Annotated in this window: 16 protein-coding genes; 5 read left to right on the top strand and 11 right to left on the bottom strand. The window is 74.7% G+C overall.

What is annotated here, in order from left to right; all coding sequences use genetic code 11:
* Positions 1–170: 170 nt before the first annotated feature.
* A complete protein-coding gene (locus DRB96_RS38700) occupies positions 171–1,451 on the bottom strand; it encodes a M6 family metalloprotease domain-containing protein (RefSeq protein ID WP_112452599.1) in 1,281 nt (426 codons plus the stop codon).
* 273 nt (positions 1,452–1,724) lie between these two features.
* Between DRB96_RS38700 and DRB96_RS46135 the strand changes: the two genes are divergently transcribed.
* Positions 1,725–1,856: a hypothetical protein gene (locus tag DRB96_RS46135; protein ID WP_275432052.1), complete on the top strand. Its 132-nt coding sequence runs from the start codon at positions 1,725–1,727 to the stop codon at positions 1,854–1,856.
* On the opposite strand, the gene DRB96_RS38695 is transcribed toward DRB96_RS46135, so the two are convergent.
* Positions 1,843–2,787 carry a DUF4142 domain-containing protein gene (locus tag DRB96_RS38695; RefSeq protein WP_112452598.1) on the bottom strand — a complete coding sequence of 315 codons (945 nt, stop codon included), beginning with the start codon at positions 2,785–2,787 and terminating at the stop codon, positions 1,843–1,845. The genes DRB96_RS46135 and DRB96_RS38695 overlap by 14 nt on opposite strands.
* 387 nt (positions 2,788–3,174) lie before the next feature.
* On the opposite strand from DRB96_RS38695, the gene DRB96_RS38690 reads away from it, so the two are divergent.
* Complete coding sequence (locus DRB96_RS38690; RefSeq protein WP_112452597.1) at positions 3,175–4,803, top strand: alpha/beta hydrolase; 1,629 nt, start codon at positions 3,175–3,177, stop codon at positions 4,801–4,803.
* Between the two features lie 68 nt (positions 4,804–4,871).
* Here DRB96_RS38690 and DRB96_RS38685 read toward each other — a convergent pair whose 3' ends face one another.
* A complete protein-coding gene (locus DRB96_RS38685) occupies positions 4,872–5,327 on the bottom strand; it encodes an SRPBCC family protein (protein ID WP_112452596.1) in 456 nt (151 codons plus the stop codon).
* A gap of 45 nt (positions 5,328–5,372) precedes the next feature.
* The gene (locus tag DRB96_RS38680; RefSeq protein WP_112452595.1) at positions 5,373–6,110 is read right to left on the bottom strand and encodes a TetR family transcriptional regulator; all 738 of its coding nucleotides are present in this window, start codon (positions 6,108–6,110) and stop codon (positions 5,373–5,375) included.
* Between the two features lie 184 nt (positions 6,111–6,294).
* Between DRB96_RS38680 and DRB96_RS38675 the strand changes: the two genes are divergently transcribed.
* The gene (locus DRB96_RS38675; RefSeq protein WP_112452594.1) at positions 6,295–7,236 is read left to right on the top strand and encodes an SDR family oxidoreductase; all 942 of its coding nucleotides are present in this window, start codon (positions 6,295–6,297) and stop codon (positions 7,234–7,236) included.
* Between the two features lie 78 nt (positions 7,237–7,314).
* Here the strand turns inward: DRB96_RS38675 and DRB96_RS43440 are convergent, their stop codons facing one another.
* Positions 7,315–7,482 carry a hypothetical protein gene (locus DRB96_RS43440; protein WP_162689133.1) on the bottom strand — a complete coding sequence of 56 codons (168 nt, stop codon included), beginning with the start codon at positions 7,480–7,482 and terminating at the stop codon, positions 7,315–7,317.
* 86 nt (positions 7,483–7,568) lie between these two features.
* Between DRB96_RS43440 and DRB96_RS38670 the strand changes: the two genes are divergently transcribed.
* Both DRB96_RS38670 and DRB96_RS38665 read left to right on the top strand, forming a co-directional pair.
* Positions 7,569–8,765 carry a MoxR family ATPase gene (locus DRB96_RS38670; protein WP_112452593.1) on the top strand — a complete coding sequence of 399 codons (1,197 nt, stop codon included), beginning with the start codon at positions 7,569–7,571 and terminating at the stop codon, positions 8,763–8,765.
* A complete protein-coding gene (locus DRB96_RS38665; RefSeq protein WP_112454294.1) occupies positions 8,765–10,084 on the top strand; it encodes a VWA-like domain-containing protein in 1,320 nt (439 codons plus the stop codon). The genes DRB96_RS38670 and DRB96_RS38665 overlap by 1 nt, the downstream gene beginning before the upstream one ends.
* Positions 10,085–10,094: 10 nt before the next feature.
* On the opposite strand, the gene DRB96_RS38660 is transcribed toward DRB96_RS38665, so the two are convergent.
* The 6 genes from DRB96_RS38660 to DRB96_RS38630 all read right to left on the bottom strand — a co-directional run bounded on the left by DRB96_RS38660 (position 10,095) and on the right by DRB96_RS38630 (position 17,724).
* A complete protein-coding gene (locus DRB96_RS38660) occupies positions 10,095–12,362 on the bottom strand; it encodes an FdhF/YdeP family oxidoreductase (protein ID WP_112452592.1) in 2,268 nt (755 codons plus the stop codon).
* A gap of 102 nt (positions 12,363–12,464) precedes the next feature.
* A complete protein-coding gene (locus DRB96_RS38655) occupies positions 12,465–12,965 on the bottom strand; it encodes a rhodanese-like domain-containing protein (RefSeq protein WP_204357924.1) in 501 nt (166 codons plus the stop codon).
* A gap of 531 nt (positions 12,966–13,496) precedes the next feature.
* Entirely contained in the window at positions 13,497–14,288 is a 792-nt protein-coding gene (locus tag DRB96_RS38645; protein ID WP_112452591.1) for a TIGR04222 domain-containing membrane protein, read from the bottom strand.
* Positions 14,289–14,371: 83 nt separating this feature from the next.
* Positions 14,372–15,430, bottom strand: coding sequence for a TIGR04222 domain-containing membrane protein (locus DRB96_RS38640; protein ID WP_162688455.1), 1,059 nt, complete (start codon positions 15,428–15,430; stop codon positions 14,372–14,374).
* Positions 15,427–16,827: a DUF692 domain-containing protein gene (locus DRB96_RS38635; RefSeq protein WP_112452589.1), complete on the bottom strand. Its 1,401-nt coding sequence runs from the start codon at positions 16,825–16,827 to the stop codon at positions 15,427–15,429. The genes DRB96_RS38640 and DRB96_RS38635 overlap by 4 nt, the downstream gene beginning before the upstream one ends.
* Before the next feature lie 147 nt (positions 16,828–16,974).
* Positions 16,975–17,724, bottom strand: a complete 750-nt coding sequence (locus DRB96_RS38630; protein ID WP_112452588.1) for a peptidyl-tRNA hydrolase — start codon at positions 17,722–17,724, stop codon at positions 16,975–16,977.
* Positions 17,725–17,731 lie beyond the last annotated feature (7 nt).

Raw genomic sequence — 17,731 nt, 5'->3', positions numbered from 1 at the left:
CGCTCCCGGCAGGCCACCGCGGCGGCCTGCCGGGCACGAGGGCCGGTCCGGCCCGGGCCCTTCGGCCGGGCCCAAGGGCTGCGGGCGGGACGCCGGGCGGGACGCCGGGCGGGACGCCGGGCCGGACTCCGGGCCGGACGCCGGGCCCGACGCCGGGCGCGGGCGCCGGGTCACGGCCGGATGACCCGCACCTGGTAGCTGCCGTTGCGCAGTTCGCCCACGACCGAGACGCTGATGCCCGCCTTGTCGTCGGTGAAGGTCTCGCCCGGCCGGAACGGCGCGTCCGAGAGCTCCGCGTGCACATTGGGCCGCCGGGTGCACCCTCCGCTCGCATGGGAGCTGTCGGAGACGGTGACGGGCCCGCGGCCGGTGTCCACCTCGGAGTCCACCTTGTAGATGAGGACCCCGGGCTTGCAGATGGCCTCGTCGTTCCCGGCCCGGGTGCGCACCTCCACCGCGTACCCGGCGCTCTCCGACACCGGGATGAAGGCCAGCTTGGTGCCGCCCTCGACGGCGAGCGGGGACAGCACGTGGTCGCTGACGCCGGACTTTCCGGCGCAGCTGATCTGGGAGCCGTCGAGCCAGCCCAGCTTCCACTTGTGCCAGCCCAGCAGGTCGTTGTTGGCGCCCCAGTCCTCGCTCATGATGTCCCAGTGCCCGACCGTGCCCCCGCCGTCGGCGGTGTAGAGGTCGGGCAGGCCGAACACGTGCCCGTTCTCGTGGGGCAGGACGCGGTAGCCGGTCTCCCGGTAGGAGCCGGAGCCGTCGTCCTGGCGGCTGTAGACGAAGGACGTGTTGGCGAGCGGGACGCCGTCGGCCACGGGGGCCTCGGGGTTGCCGGAGAAGGTGACGGACAGGACCGTGTCGAGGGCGGAGGGCCCGGCGTTCGGCGTGACCAGGATGTTGATCAGGTCATACCGGGAGAAATCGACCTCGGCGTCGGCGGTTTTGACGATGTGTTCCACGAGCTGGCGGTAGCCGGGCTCGTACGGGGAGCCGCGCCCGATCCCGTACGCCGCGAAGGGCATCGGCATCCGCAGCCAGTTCCTTATGGGCGCCTCGGCGCGGTAGCTGAGCCGCCCGTAGGAGCTGGTGCGAAACCAGTCGGAGGTCTGCGGGAAGAACTCCGCCAGCCGGTCGGTCGCCGTGCCCTCGCCCTTGGCGTCGGGGAAGTCGATCATCAGGTTCAGCGCCCGGACCTCGCCGGTCGAGCGCGAGTACCCGGGAGGCGTCGGCAGCCCCTCGGACATCTGCACGCCCATGGCTCCGGAGATCCGGCAGGGCGCGAGCATCGATTCGGCGGAGGTCGCGGCCTTGGGGCCGGCCGCCGAATGGCCGCGGCTGGATATCCCCGCGCTCGCGGTCGCCGTGACGCCGAGGGCCAGCGCGGTGATGCCGATGTAGGCGCTGGTGCGGCGTGGCTTGCGTATCCGGTGGCGCGTCTGCGGCATGGAGATCGGCCTTCGGGTCCGCGGCAGCCGGCCGGGTCCGGACTGCGCTCTGTGCGATCACCCTCCGACGGCCCGGGCGTGCCCGCGCGCCGGGAGAGGCCAAACGGGACCGGAGGGGCTGCTGTGGTGTGACCCAGGTCACACGGGAGGGTGAAATAACCGGGGACCCCTTCCCCGTTTGAACGAGAGTCCCCACGAACCGGGGGCCTGCTCCCCGTTTCGACCGGACGGACCGAGCGGACGTACGCGTCACCGCGCCAGGGAGGCCCCGGAATGAAGCGCCCCACCGCCACCGCTCCGGCGGCCCTCCCCCTACCGGACCCGGAGGCGGCACTCGACCTCACGGCCCCGGCCGGGGTCTCGGCCGCGGGTTCGGTCAAGGCCCTCCCCCTTATACAACACTGACGCCGCCGACGCCCCGGGCAGGGCTGGAGCCCGCCCGCCCCTTCGACGAGGTTTCCGTGGCGGGCCGGGCCCCACCCCGCCCCCGTACCCCGGCGGCGGTGGTCGGCCGGGCAGTCGGCCACCCCCCGGAGGCGGTCCGGGCCGGCGGGCGGGAGCCGCCCGCGCGGATCGGAGGGTACGGGCGCCTGGAGATCGCGCCCGGGGCCGTCCGGGCCGCGGCGCCCGCGACGTCACCGGACGCGGACGGGTTGGTCGCGGGGGACGGGGCCGGGGAGCCGGGGGAGCCGGGAGCGGGCACCGTGTCCGCCAAGCCGTCGAAGTCCACCAACCCGCTGGCCTCTAGGACCGAGATGTGGTCCAGGACCGTGGCGTTGGCGTCCGTGGCGAGCTCTCGGACCATGGAGTTGCGGGTCTGCGCCCGCACTTGGGCGACGAGTGTGAACACCTTTCCGTGCGCCCGGCGCAGCAGCTGGATGAACAGCCGCTCGTACGTGGCTCCCCCGGCCCGGTCCAACTGGTCGAGCCAGGCCTGCTGCTGGGGGCTCGGCCGGTCGGGCAGCTCGACTCCGAGGGCCTGGCCCACCTCCAGGACCCGCCGGTCCAGTTCGGCGTGCCCCTCCACGAGGTGCTCCCCCGCCGTCCGCACGGACTGGCGGGTTCCCCGCTCCTGGGCCTGGCGGCCCGCGGGCAGCTCCCACAGCCCGGCGAGGCGGACCTTGCGGACGAAGTCGCGGTCCTGCGGGGTGAGCGGCCCGAAGCCGGTGCTCATGACCCCGGCTCCGTCGTCGTCCGCGGCCAGGGCGGGGGCCGGGGCGGCCGCCACGGCTCTCCCGCCGAAACTCCGCACCGGGATCAGCAGCGCGATCAGCGTGAGGGCGAGGGCGCCGATGACGATGCCCGTCCCCATCACGTGGCGCGAGGCGACCGACATTCCTGCGACGCTCGACCGGCGGATCGACAGCACTGTGCCTCCTTTGCTCCCGGCGCGGCCCGGGAGCGGCCGCGCGCCGCTCCACCGGACCCCCGGGTGCCAAGGGACGCTAATGCCCGACCGGACCCCCTTCCTGAAGCCCCATCACGACTGGACAAACATCCGGGCAACACCTCGGATGGCTGCTACGGTGCCGCACGCCCGACTGCCCGGTGACGGCTCCTCCCCTGGCTGACGGAGGGACAAAACCACCGGCGTGTCGGCCGATTGTCCGGAATTCCGGTCATTCGCGAGAACGAGGGCGACCCACACCACGGAGGGATTCGCCCGGGCCGCCGCGTGCCCCAGGGTGGAGCGACAACCGCCCTCCCGAAAGGAACGGCCCCCGTGCGCAAGAAACGACTGGCTTCCCTCGTGGCCGCCGCCGGGCTCCTCGCGAGCTCCGTGCCGCTGCTCGCGGCCGCCCAGGCCTCCGCCGCGCCCGCCGACGCCGAGTACCTGCGGCAAAAGCCCGCCTGGCACCGGTGCAGCGCCGACCAGCCCGCCTCGTACGAATGCGCCACCCTCAAGGTGCCGCTCGACTACCGGCGCCCCGAGGGCCGCACGATCGACCTCGCCATATCCCGGGTGCGCAGCACCAATCCGGCGAAGCGGCACGGGGTCCTGCTGATGAACCCGGGCGGGCCGGGCGGCAGCGGGCTCGACCTCCCGCTGAGCCTCGGGGAGGCGCTGCCGCGCGAGGTGGGCGAGCGGTACGACCTGATCGGCTTCGACCCGCGAGGGGTCGGCGCCAGCAGCCCGGTCAGCTGCGGACTGACCGACGCCGAGCAGAACTTCGACCGGGCGTACCGGCCCGAGACCTTCCCCTCCGACGTGGCGTGGGCCCGTACCGTCGCCGACAAGTGCCGGGAGAAGGCCGGCTCCGTGCTCCCGTACATCACCACCCGCAACACCGCGCGCGACATGGACACGATCCGCGCGGTGCTGGGCGAGCGGAAGATCTCCTACCTGGGGTACTCGTACGGGACCTACCTCGGCTCGGTGTACACGCAGTTGTTCCCGGACCGCACCGACCGGTTCGTGCTCGACAGCGGGGTCGACCCGGACTTGATCTGGCGCGACATGATCCGGGTGTGGGCGACGGAGGCCGAGCCGGCCTTCAAGCGGTGGACGCGGTGGGCGGCGGAGCGCGCGGACCAGTACCACCTCGGCGACAGCCCGGCAGCGGTGTCCAAGACCTTCTGGGACCTGGTGGCGCGCGCCGAGCGGGAGCCGATCGACTTCCAGGGGCAGAAGATCGGCGGCGACGACATCCGGGCGGCGCGCGCGCTGTTCTTCTACCCCGCGGAGGCCACACCGCTGGTGGCGGCGCTGAAGGAAGCCGCCGAGGGGAAGCCGGGCAGCGCGTCGGGCGCCCTCGGCCCGGACTTCGACATGAAGCGGGCGCTCTCCGGGAAGGCCGCGCCCGCCCGGCCGGCCGCCGGCAAGCCCGCCACGGCCGAGCCGGCCGCCGACAACGGCATCGCCGTCTTCTGGAGCGTGGTGTGCGGGGACACGGACTCCTGGCCGCGCGACCCCGAGCGCTACCGGCGCGACGCGGTCCGCGACAAGGCCGCGTACCCGCTCTACGGGGACTTCGCCTCGAACATCAAGCCGTGCGCCTTCTGGCAGCGGCCGCTCGAGCCGGCGACGCCGATGAAGAAGCGGGCCGCCGTGCTGACCGTGCAGAACGAGTGGGACTCACAGACCCCGCTGGTCAGCGGCCGGGGCCTGCACGAGGCGCTGAGGGGGTCGCGGATGGTGCTGGCGCTGGGCGGTGAGGGCCACGGTGTGTACCTGGCGGACCCCAACTCCTGCGCCACCGCGCCGGTCACCGCCTATCTGGTCACGGGCAAGCTGCCGGCCAAGGACGTGAACTGCCGGACGGTTCCCGGCACTTCACCCCTGCGGCCCGGACCCGACGCGGCGCCGCCGAAGCCGCTGCCGTTCCCGCCCTCGGGACCGAACCGGTTCTGATCCGGCTCTGATCCGGCTCTGATCCGGCTCTGATCCGGTTCCGAGCCGGTTCCGAACCGGACCTGCCTTCAGCTCGTGCGCGGGGACGCCTCCACCGCCGCCTTGATGCGGCGGCCGAAGCCGGGGGCGTCCTTGCGCGCCGCGCTCAGGGCCAGGCCGACCAGGAGTCTGCCGAACCCGTGGCCCGTGAGGGTGTTGAAGATGCGGACCCGGGTGCGGCCGCCGGGGAGCTCCTCCAGGTCGTAGCCGCCTTCCGCGGTGACCAGGTTCTTGCTCATCTCCGCCCACCGGATCTGCCGCGGCGCGTCGAGCACGGTGATGGCGAACTCGCGGCCCGTCTTCATCCCCGCGTCCTTCACGGTGCTGCGGAAGACCGTGCCGACGGCCGTCGGGCCGTCCGGTATCCGGGTGATCCGCTGGACTCGCGGACTGAACTCCGGGTCGTTGCGCCCGTCCGCGAGGTACGCGAAGACCTCTTCGGCGGGGCGGTCGATCTCGACGCTCGCCTCGAACTGTCCGGACATGACCGCTCCTCTGCGCTGTCGCGTCCCATGCTGCGCTGTCGTGTCCTATGCCCTGTCGCGCCGGGCGGAATCGTCCCCCGCCGTCAACGATCCCAGAGCCGCGCGCTGCGCGCGCGCCAGCAGCCCGGACAGCAGGACCTCCAGCGTCTCGCGCAGCGTGGCGCCGAAGTCGAGGCGCAGCACCGCGAGCGCGGGGTCGGCCTCGTAGGCGGCGAGCATGGCGGCCGAGGGATGGGCGTGGGCCCAGACGGCCCCGGTGACCATGACCGTCCCGGCGACGAAGCGGAAGGAGTCGGCCGTGCCCAGCTCCGGCAGGTGCGCGGCGACCCGCTCGGCCAGCGCGGTGGCGTTGGCGATGGCGGCCCGCTTGTACTGGGCGGCGACCTGCGGGGAGACGTTGCGCTCCAGGACGGCGGCCTGGGCGCTGATCAGGTCGCACAGGACGGGCCGTTCGACGAGCGCCCGCGCCAGGCACGCCGCGAGCCGGTCGGGCCGCTCGGCGGGCGGGGCGCTGTCGACGGCCTCGGCGAGCGCGCCGTCGAGGTGGGCGAGCAGTTCGCGGGTGGCGCCGTCGAGCAGTTCGAGCAGAACGTCCTCGCGGGACTCGAAGTAGCGCAGCACGTTGGACTTGGCCAGCCCGGCCCGCCTGGCGAGCTCGTTCAGGGTGACCTGAGCGACCGGCATTTCCGTGAGCATGGCGGCGGCGGCGTCGAGGATGGTCCGCCGGCGGGCGGCGCGCTGCTCCTCGCTGCGGGCGCGCTGGAAATTCGTGGGCGTGGTCACGACGACAGCTTACAGAGCGTAGAGACCCGCGGTCTGTTGTTATCAGACCGGCGGTCTGCTAGCTTCGGAGAGGGATGGCAGACCGCCGGTCTCTTATCGGGATCCGGGATCCACGAGCCTACGGATCCACCCGTCCGGCCCGTCGGCCCGTCCCCCACCCACTTCCGCCTTCGAGGAGCCCGCCATGTACGCCGTCCCCGACCAGTCCGGAAAGTTCGCCGTCGTGACCGGCTCCAACAGCGGTACGGGCAAGGAGGCCGCCCGCCGCCTCGCCGAGGCCGGAGCCCGCGTGGTGCTGGCCGTCCGTACGCCCGCCAAGGGCGACGGGGCCCGCGCCGAGATCCTGGCCCGCCACCCCGGCGCCCGGGTCGAGGTGCGCCGCGTCGACCTGGCCGACCTCGCCTCGGTCGAGGCCTTCGCCGACGGGATCCTCGCCGACGGCACCCCGCTCGACCTGCTCGTGAACAACGCCGGGGTGATGGCCCCGCCCACCCGGATGACCACGTCCGACGGCTTCGAGCTCCAGTTCGGCAGCAACTTCCTCGGCCCGCTCGCCCTGACCGTGCGGCTGCTGCCCGCCCTGCTCGCGGCCCCCGCCCCGCGCGTGGCCACGATGAGCAGCGGCACGGCGAACTTCGGCCGGATCGACTTCGCCGACCTGCAGTGGGAGCGGCGGCGCTACAGTCCCATGCGCTCGTACGCGCAGTCCAAACTGGCCGACCTGATGATGGCCCGGCACCTGGCCGTCCTCGCCGCCGAGCACGGCTGGCCGCTGCGCAGCACCGCCGCGCACCCCGGCTACACCAAGACCAACCTGCAGACCGCCGGAGCGAGCCTGCTCACCGGCCGGCCCTCGCTCGGGCACCGGATCGTCAGCGCGGTGGACCTCCTCCCGAAGCAGGAGGTCGGACCCGGCACGGAGCCGCTGCTCCACGCCGCCACCAGCCCGGACGCGGCGGCCGGCGGCTACTACGGCCCGGGCGGCCGGTTCGGGCTGGTCGGCCCCAGCGCCGAGGCCCGCATCACCCGCGGCGCCCTGGACCCCGCGGCCAATGCCCGGCTCTGGGCGCGGGCGGAGTCCCTCACCGGCGTCGGCCCGGCCACGGCCGTCGCGGCGGCACGCTGACGGAGACCGGCCCGGGCCCGCGGCCGCTCCTGAGACCGACACCGACACCGTCATCGCGGTCTCCGCCGCGCGCGGGGCCTACGGCCCGATGACCACCGTCCAGCAGCCCACCAGCTTCCCGCGGCCGGTGGTCGGCGCCGACGGGCTGGTCGACGTGCGGATCACCAAACTCGGCAAGCGGATGGCCTTCGCCGACATCACCATGACCCCCGAGGGCGCCTCGGAGCCGGCCGCGAAGGCCTCCACGGTGTCGGCCCCTCTCCCCTTTTCCCATCTGACCCTCCCCGGACACCACCGAGGCCTCACACACCGCCGCCCCCTCCCGGCTCCAGGTGGCCGGCCGGCTGCTGGCCCTGCTGCGCGACACGACCACCGAACCCCGCCCCGACACCCAGTTGGAGGCCCTGACCCTGGCCGTGGCCGCGGACCTGCCCGTACTCCTGTGGGGCGAGCCGGGCATCGGCAAGACCGCGGCCCTGACCCAGCTCGCCGCTTCCCTGGACCTGCCGTTGACCACGGTGATCGCCAGCGTGCACGAGCCGTCCGACTTCTCCGGCCTGCCCGTCATCGGGGACGACCCCGCCGAGCAGGGCGTCCCGATGGCACCGCCGGACTGGGCGGTGCGCCTCGTACGGGCCGGCCGGGGACTGCTGTTCCTGGACGAGCTGTCCACCGCGCCGCCGGCCGTCCAGGCCGCCCTGCTCCGCCTCGTACTGGAACGGCGGATCGGCGCCCTGCGGCTGCCGCCCGAGGTACGGATCGTCGCCGCCGCCAATCCGCGGTCCTCGGCGGCCGACGGCTGGGAGCTGAGCCCGCCCCTGGCCAACCGGTTCGTCCACCTCCAGTGGACCCACGACCCCGACGTGGTCGTACGCGGCCTCGGCGGGACCTGGCCCACGGCGACCCTGCCGCTGCTCGACCCTTCGAGGTTGCCGCAAGCCGTGGCCTTCGCCCGCCGCGCGGTGTGCGGGCTCCTCACCGCCCGCCCCGAGCTCGTCCACCGGCTCCCCACCGGCGAGGCCCGCCGGGGCGGCCCCTGGCCGTCGCCCCGCAGCTGGGAGATGACGCTGTCCCTGATCGCCTTCGCCACCGCGGCCGGCTCCTCCCGCGAGGTCCTCTCCCTCCTGGTCAGGGGCACCGTGGGCGACGGTCCGGGGTTGGAACTGCTGGCCGGCCTGGACCGGATGGACCTCCCGGACCCCGAGGTGCTGCTCGCCGACCCAGCGAGCGCCGTCCTGCCCGAGCGCGGGGACCTGCGCCAGGCCGTGCTCGACGGCGTGGTGGCGGCGGTCCGCAAACGCCCGGAGAAGTCCCGGTGGGAGGCGGCGTGGGCGATCCTGGCCCGGGCCATGGAGACCGGGGCCCCCGACCTGGTGGTCGTCCCCGCGACCACGCTCGCCGCGCTGCGCCGCGAGGACTGGGACGTCCCCGAGTCGATCGAGCGGCTCTCCGGAGCCGTGGCCCTGTCCCGGCGCGCCGACCGGGTGGCGGCCCGGTCCATGGCGGGCGCGGCGAACGGCGGCCGATGATGCCGGACGAGACGGGGACGCTGGACCGGACGGGGACACCGGACGGGACAGGGGCACCGGACGGGACGGGGACACCGGACGGGACAGGAACGCCGGACGGGACGGGTGCGCTGGACCTCGGCAAACTCTTCACCGCCCGCCTGCACGCCGTCCGGGTCCGGCCCTACCTGGCCACCGCACTCTTCGCCCTGCACGTCGTGGAGTCGCGGCGGGTGCCGACGATGGGCGTCGACCGGCACTGGCGGTGCTACGTCTCCCCCGCGTTCGTCGACCGCACCCCGGTGGAGGAACTGGCCGGGGTGTGGGTGCACGAGGTGTCCCACCTGCTGCGCGACCACCACGGGCGCAGCGACCGGGTCGCCCGGGCCCGCGGGCTGACCGGCCCGGGCGAACGGCTGCGGATGAACATCGCCGCGGACTTCGAGATCAACGACGACGTGTTCGGCGACGGGCTGGTCCGGCCCCCGGACGCCGTGGACCCGAGGCACGTGGGGCTGCCCGAGGGGGAGCTCATGGAGGACTACCTGCGCATGTTCGGATTCGGTCCGCACACCCAGCACCTGGCCTGGCTGGACTGCGGCAGCGGCGCCGACGGCCTGGACCGGGAGTGGGACCTGGGCCCGGACGGCGCGTACGGCCTCAGCGCGCAGGAACGGGACGCGGTCCGCTTCCGGGTGGCGCAGGGCATCAGGGGCCGGCCGGGCGACACCCCCAAGGGATGGCGGCGCTGGGCGGAGGAGGCCTTCCACCCGCCGCAGCCGTGGCGGGAGCTGCTGGGGGCGGCGGTGCGCTCGGCGACCTCGGGTTCGGGGGCGGGCGAGGACTACACGTACGGGCGGCCGTCGCGCCGCTCGGCCGGGCTGCCCGGCGTGGTCCTGCCGAGCCTCCGGCGCCGGCCGCCGCGCGTCAGCGTGATCATCGACACCTCCGCGTCGGTCAGCGACGCGGAGCTGGGCAGCGCCCTGCACGAGGTCGCCGCCATCTCCCGTGCCGTGGGCGGCCGCCGGGACCTGATCACCGTGGTGCCGTGCGACGCCGCCGCCCGGATCGCGCACCCGCTGGCCCGGGCCGAGGGGATCCCGCTCCTGGGCGGTGGTGGCACGGACCTGCGCGCGGGCTTCGCCAAGGCGCTGCGGAGCGGCCCGCGCCCCGACGTCATCGTGGTCCTGACCGACGGGCAGACCCCCTGGCCGGACAGCCGACCGCCGTGCCGCACGGTGGTGGGCCTCTTCCGGGGTTCCGAGTCCTGGGACGAGGACAATCCCGACTACGTCCCGGACTCTCCGCCCGCGTGGGCCCGGGTGGTCGACATCGGCTGACGCCGTGCCCTCAGATCACCACGACGGCGTCCGGGCCGCTGTCCGGCTCGAGGTGGATGACCACCGACTTGTAGGCGGGGGTGTTGCTGATGTCCCCGGTGTGGTCGAGGGGCACCAGGACGGTGGCCTCCGGCATGTAGGCGGCGGCGCAGCCGACCGCGGTCGGGTAGGAGACCACCTTGAAGTGGGCGGCCCGGCGCTCGCGGCCGTCGGGCCACTCGGACACCAGGTCGGTGTGGGCGCCCTCGGTCAGGCCGAGCGCGGCGATGTCCGCCGGGTTGACCAGGACGACGCGGCGTCCGTCGTGGACACCGCGGTAGCGGTCGTCGAGGCCGTAGACGGTGGTGTTGTACTGGTCGTGGCCGCGCAGGGTCTGCAGGAGCAGCCGGCCTTCGGGGAGGTCGAGGACCACCATGGCGTTGACCGTGAAGTTGGCCTTGCCGGTGCGGGTGGGGAAGCGGCGCTCGTCGCGGGGCGCGTGCGGCAGGGCGAATCCGCCGGGCACCCGGACCCGGGCGTTGAAGTCCTCGAAGCCGGGGACGACCCGCTCGATGCGGTCGCGCAGCCGGTCGTAGTCGCCCTCGAACTCCTCCCAGGGCACGTCGTCGGCGGGGCCGAGCGCGGCCCGGGCCATCGCGCAGACGATCGCGGTCTCCGAGCGCAGCGCCGGTCCGCCCGCCATGCGCCCGCGCGAGGCGTGCACCAGGCCCATCGAGCCCTCGACGGTCACGAACTGCGGCCCCGCCGCCGTGCGGTCCTCGTCCGAGCGCCCCAGGGTCGGCAGGATCAGGGCCCGGCGGCCGGTGACCAGGTGCGAGCGGTTGAGCTTGGTCGAGATCTGCACGGTCAGCGCGCAGCGGCGTACGGCTTCCTCGGTCACCGGGGTGTCGGGGGCCGCGGCGACGAAGTTGCCGCCCATGCCGACGAAGACCTTCACCTTGCCGTCGCGCATCGCCCTGACGGCGTTGACGGAGTCGTAGCCGTGGCGGCGCGGCGAGGTGAAGCCGAACTCCTTGCCGAGCGCCTCGTGGAAGGCCTCGGCGGGCCGCTCGTAGATGCCCATCGTGCGGTCGCCCTGCACGTTGGAGTGGCCGTGGACCGGGCAGACGCCGGCGCCGGGGCGGCCCACGTTGCCGCGCAGGAGCAGGAAGTTGACGACCTCGCGCAGGGTGGGCACGGAGTGCTTGTGCTGGGTAAGGCCGAGCGCCCAGCACACGATGACGCTCTTGGCTTCGAGCACCATCCGCGCGGCCTGTTCGATCTGCTCGCGGGGCAGGCCGGTGGCGGCGAGGACCTCGTCCCAGTCGGTGGTGCGGGCCTCCGCCTCCCAAGCCGCGTGGCCGAGGGTGTGCTCCGCGATGAAGGCCCGGTCGATGACGCCGGCCGCGGGGTCCGCGTCGTCGGCCTCCAGCAGGAGCAGGTTGAGCGCGCGGAACAGCGCGAGGTCGCCTCCCGCGCGGATCTGCAGGAACAGGTCGGTCAGTTGTGTGCCGGCGCCGACGACTCCGCGCGGGCGCTGCGGGTTCTTGAACCGTTCCAGGCCCGCCTCGGGGAGCGGGTTCACGCTGATGACCCGGCCGCCGTTGCCCTTGGTCTCCTCCAGGGCGGCCATCATCCGGGGGTGGTTGGTGCCCGGGTTCTGTCCGGCGACGATCACCAGGTCGGCCCGGTGGACGTCCTCCAGGGACACGCTCCCCTTGCCGACCCCGAGGGTTTCCACCAGCGCGTCCCCGGTGGCCTCGTGGCACATGTTGGCGCAGTCCGGGAGGTTGTTGGTGCCCAGCTTCCGGGCGAAGAGCTGGAGCGCGAAGGCCGGTTCGTTCGGGGTGCGCCCGGAGGTGTAGAAGACGGCCTCGTCGGGTGAGTCCAGGGCGGCGAACTCCTCGCCGATGATCTCGAAGGCCCGCTCCCAGTCGACGGGGACGTAGTGGTCGGCGCCCTCTTCGAGGAGCATCGGGTGCGTGAGCCGGCCCTGCTGTCCCAGCCAGTGGCCGGACATGCCGAGCAGCTCGGCCACGGGGTGCCGGGCGAAGAGCTCGGGCGCGACTCGCCGCCGGGTGGCCTCCTCGGCCACGGCCTTGGCCCCGTTCTCGCAGAATTCGGCCCGGTGGACCTTGCCCTCCTCGGGCCAGGCGCAGCCCGGGCAGTCGAAGCCGTCGGGCTGGTTGACCCGCAGGAGGGTGCGGGCACTGCGTACGACGCCCATCTGCCGCCGCGCCATCAGCATCGCGTTGATCACCGCGTGCACGCCGACCGCGTGGTGCTCGGGCGGGGTGATGCGGGGGTCGTCCTGGGCGGGATCGGTCCCTGGTGCGCGGCCGCCCCACGGCCTGCCCCACGACCCGCTCCACCGGCCCGCCCGACGACCCGCCCTCGCCGTTCAGCAGGCGCAGGAGATGCCCGAGCGCGGGGCGGTCAGGTCGTCGACCCGGCGCTGGTCGGGGCCCTGGGCGGTGTCGAAGGCGAAGCCCTCGCGGACCCAGTACTCGAAACCGCCGAGCATCTCCTTCACCTGGTAGCCGAGCCGGGCGAAGGCGAGTGCGGCGCGGGTGGCGCCGTTGCAGCCGGGGCCCCAGCAGTACGTGACCACGGTCGCGGCGGGGTCGATCAGGGACGGGGCCAGCTCGGCGATCCGGGCGGTCGGGATGTGCAGTGCGCCGGGGATGCGGCCCTGGTTCCAGCCCTCCTCGCTGCGGGAGTCGACCACGACGATGCCGGGGACGCCAGCGAGGAGGTCGGCGCGGACGTCGGACACGTCGGCCTCGAAGGCGAGCCGGGCGGCGTAGTGGGCGGCCGCCTCGGCCGGGGCTGCGGCGGGGACGGACAGGACGGCGCTGGCGGAGGCGGCGGAGGCGGTGGTCGTGTGCGCCCCACGCCGCACCCGGCGCAGCCGCCCGCGCCGCCTCGCGCCCGCAGGGGAAACCGCAGGTAAGGCGGGACTTGCTCGGTGTTCATCCCAGCAGGTCCCATTCTTCGGATTGGTTCCGGTACGCCATGGACCGTGGAACCCTTGAGGACTTCCGGCCGTCTGTGTCAGAGGGACCGGGGACACCGAACCGAGGACGGGCAGGCAGAGGAGAGCATGAGCCAAGACGCCCGAAGTCCAGCCCGCGCCCCGCGGGGGGGCGGCCCGGGGCCGCGCGGGCGGCGGCCGCCGCCCGCCGGGCGACGAGCTCGGCCCCGGCGGCTTCGGCGGCGGCCGTCGCCGTGGCGGCGGAGCCCGGGGGCGGGGGAGGGCCCTCGGCCGTGGCCGCCGCGGCGGGCGGACCCGCCAGGACGGAAGTCAGCGCGAGGACCAGTGTGGTGCGGCGCCCTCGGCTCGTCCCGCGCATGACGGACCCTCATCTCTTCGGATGGTCCGATGAGATCCGGCGAGCGGCCCCCTGTACAGGATCACCGGCCGGTGTCGCGCTCAATGCCCCCGTTGCCGCGGAATCGGCCCCCGCCTGCCGTACGCGAGCGCCGCCCGCACCTCGGGGTCGTCGACCGCGCGCGGCCCCCGCAGGGCCACCGCGGCGAGCGAGCCCCGGCCGCCCCGCTCCTGCTCCAGCTCCACGAGGAGCCGCCGGCCGGCGGGGGAGGCCCAGGAGGAGTGCGCGTGCCCCTCGACGCGGGCGATGGCCAGGCACCCCAGGGCCAGGATCAGCGGCAGCGAGAACCAGCACAGGACGATCGTGGTCGTGGTCCCGGGCGTCGGCACGCACAGCGCGGCCACCGTCATGGCCAGTACCAGTCCGGTGGCCCGGCGGACCGACCGGATCCCCTCGCCGATGTCCTGCCGGGTCCCGGCGCGCAGCGCGAGGCCCGCCTCGCCCAGCCGGTCCGCGAGGTCCCGTACGGCCGGATCCCGCTCCGCGACCGCCCGTACGGACACCACCGGCTCCTGGCCGTCCGGCCCGAACGCCCCGAGCACGGACCGCTCGTGCGGATCGCGCCCCACCGGGTCGAGCACGGTGGCCCAGCCGGTGTGCGCGAGCAGCAGCCGCCGCTGGCGCTGCATCGAGAGCAGCGTCAGCTCGGCCACCCGCCGCGGGCCGCCGGCCAGGTACGCGGCCTCGTACAGGCTGAGCTCGTCGTGACGCGGGCGCCCGTCGGCGGGCGGCCCGTCGGCGGGCTCCGCGGTTTCGCCGGCGGCTCTCAGGAGGCGGGTGCACGCGATCAGCACCCCTGCCCAGGCCAAGAGCAGGAACAGGACCCAGAACATGCCCGATTTCTACAAGATGTGGAAGCCCGGGCATAGGGCTCTGCCGAGGTGTGAGCAGCTCGTGACGGGTCCGTGATGGGAGGTCAGGAACTGCTGCTGCAACTGGAACCGGACGAACTGCTGCAACTCGAACCGCTGGAACTGCTGCCGGAACAGCTGGAACCGCCGCCGGAGGAGCCGCAGCTCGATCCCGACGAGCAGCCGCTGCCGCCCGAGGAGCCGCAGCTCGACCCCGATCCGCAGCCCGACCCGCCGGATCCTCCCGACCCGCCGCCGTCGGAGCCCGCGCACCAGACGACCGGAACCAGCTCGGCTCCGGACCCCCAAGCAGGCTCTGAGCTGCCGGTACGCGGACGGGACTGGGCCGCGGCCAGCCGGGTCCCGCGGGCCGCCGGCACCAGTTGCTCGCGCAGGTAGGGGTCGCGCAGGCCGCGCAGCCCGAACAACGAGGTCTGGACGTACGGGCTCTGGTCGGTCCGGTAGTGGGCGCGGATGTCGCGCAGGGCCGCCGCCCCCGCCCCGGTGATCCGCTGCCGGGCGCGCGAGGCGCCGACGGCGGCCGCGATGATTCCGGCCAGCAGAACGGGGAACACCTCGGCGATGAACGGCACGTGGAAGTCGCCGGAGCCCGCGTACAGGGCGAGGGCGACGAAGGTGAGCGGCAGCGACAGGATCAGCAGCACCCCGCACACGGACGCCTGGATCACCCCGTGGTGGTACTGCGCGCGCCGCCCGCCGGGCGCGGCGATCAGCCCGCGGGCGGCCAGCGCGTCGCCGGTCTCCTGGACGGCCGGGTCCCGCATGGCGGCGTACCGGATCTGGTAGAGCCAGCCGGACGCCGCGCCCCGGTGGGCCTGGAGCACGGCCCGTTCGGCGGGATCGGTCGCCCGCACCCCGGGCCGCAGCTGGACGATGCCCGGCCCGCCGACCACCATCCGGCCGTCGCAGAGCAGGGAGACGAGCGCGGCATCCACCACCGCGCCGGGGCCGCCCGCCATGAAGGCGGCCTCGGACAGGTCGTGCAGCCGGGGAGCGGGGCCGAAGGTGGAGGGCTGCGCGCGCCGCAGACCGCGCACCAGGAGGGCGGTGGAGGTGATGACGCCGATCCAGATGCCGAGGGCGAGGAGGTCGAAGAAGTTCATGCCGCTCTCCCCGCCAGCGCGCGGGCCCAGCGCACGATGCGGCGCGGCGGCCGCGCCCCGGCCCGGTCCTGCCACCAGAGCGTGAGCCGGCGCCGTGCCGCGGGATCGGCGGGCAGGTCCCGGATCAGCAGGTGCTCGGCGAAGTCCAGCGCGTCGCGCCGGTACCCGGAGGCCATCGGCCGGTGCCGGGCGTAGTCGAGGAAGGCCTTGCGGTACGGCTCCTGCCCGCCCAGGATCCCGGGCAGCTCGGGGGCCAGCCGGGCCACGACCCCGGCCCGCTTGGCCGCCAGCGCCCGGGCCTGGACCCGGACCCGCTGCCGGTCGAACCCCTCGGGCACGGGCGTGCCGGCCACCAGGGCCGACAGGAGCGCGGCCTGGCCGAGGCCGACCCGCGTCCGCGCCTTGTCCAGCGCCGTGCCGCCGGGTCCCGCGGGCCCGGCGGACGGGCGCGCCGGGACATCCGTGCCGGCAGCCGCCACGGCATCCGGCGCGGCGTCCGGTGCGGCAGCCGCCGTGGCACCCGCCACGGCATCCGGTGCGGTGTCCGGCAGGGGCCGGGACGGGGTCCCGGCACGGTCCAGGACCCCCCGGATCGCGGTGAGTTCCCCGGCCAGCTCCCCGTCCGGCGGGAAGTCGTCGTCCCGCTCCAGGAGCACCCCCGGCGGGTCCACCCGGGCGCGGAGCTGCGCCAGCACGTCCAGCACCACCTCCGGCACCGGGTGCGCGTGGGTGTCGTGCCACACCCCGCCCCGCTCCACGCCCCCGGCGACGTGCACGTACGCCAGCGCCTCCAGCGGGATCCCGTCCAGCACGGCGGCCGGGTCCTCCCCGCGGTTCACCCGGTTGGTGTGCAGGTTGGCCACGTCGATGAGCAGCCGCACGCCGGTCCGCTCGACGAGCTCCGTCAGGAACTGCCCCTCCGTGAGCTCCTCGCCGGGCCAGGCCAGCAGCGCGGCGATGTTCTCCAGCGCGAGCGGCACCGGCAGCGCGTCCTGTGCGATGCGCACGTTCTCGCAGAGCACGTCCAGCGCGTCCCGCGTCCGCGCCACGGGCAGCAGGTGCCCGGCCTCCAGCGCCGGCGCGGCCCCCAGCGCGGAGGTCCGTACGAAGGCGATGTGCTCGGTGACGATCGGCGCCCCCAGCGCCACCGCCCGCTCGGCGAGCGCGGCCAGCTTCGCCGGGTCCGGCCGGTCGGCGCCGCCGAGTCCGAGCGAGACCCCGTGGGGCACGACGCGGACCCCGCGGTCGAGCAGCCGCCGCAGCGGCTCCGGCAGGTGGCCGGGGCAGATGTTCTCGGCCACCACCTCGACCCAGTCCAGCCCCGGCAGGCCTTCCACCGCTTCCGCGATCTCCGGCCGCCATCCGATGCCCACCCCCAGGTGTGCCATGGGCTTCATGTCCCCTCGCCCCCGCTCGTCGGTCCGTGTGTCGATGTCATGGCCCCGTCGGAGTCGAGCCAACCGCCGAGGAGGACGTTCAGAGCAACATTTGAGGTTCCCGGCGGCGCTGGTGCTGTGACCGGAAAGGTCCACCGGGTCACGGCACTAGAGCCGTGCCCGCAGTGCGGGATGGTCCGCGACCACGGTGCAGGAACCCGGTGCGATCTCCGTGAACCCCGCGTCCCGCACCACCGGCAGGCCGCTCGCGGACAGCTCCGGCCAGCGCTCGCGCGGGGCCGTGCGCACGGCCAGCCGGAAGCCGGCGTCCCGCCAGGCGGCGCGCTCCGCGCCGGTCAGCTCCCACCAGGCCAGCTGCGCGCCGTGCCCGGCCTGGGCCATCGCCTTGCCGGCGGACATCTCCACGTCCGGGTTGAGCCACAGCACCGGCAGTCCGGGCTCCGCGGGGGCGGCCGGCTCCGGATCGTCCAGCTCGGTGCCCGACACCTGGAGCTTGGCGAGCTCCTTGGGCCAGCCGTCGAGCGGGACCGGCGGGAAGACCCGTACCTCCGAGGCTCCGCCCCGCACCGTGACGCCCGGCAGGGTGCCGGCCTTGCGCCACTCCGCCCCGCGCGCCCGGCGGACCACCTTGCGGATCCGCGCGTCCTGCCAGTCCCGCACGGCCTCGGCCCACTCGCCGCCGTCGGCCGACCGCTCGTCCGTGAGCAGTACCAGCACCGCGCGCGCCGCCGTCTCCAGGGCGTCCGTACGGGCCGGCGGCCCGGTCTTCTCGATCCGCACCACCAGCGGCAGCACGAACTGCGGGGCCTCGTCGCGGGCGATCCGCTCCTGCCGGAACGGGCTGTCCGCCCCGACGGCGGGTACCCCTGTGTGCGCTTGCGCGTCCTCGGTGCTCATCCGGCCG

Origin of the sequence: Streptomyces sp. ICC1, assembly GCF_003287935.1 — a bacterium.
GTDB classification, from domain to species: Bacteria; Actinomycetota; Actinomycetes; order Streptomycetales; family Streptomycetaceae; genus Streptomyces; species Streptomyces tritrimontium.
This window is presented reverse-complemented; position numbering and strand designations above follow the sequence as displayed.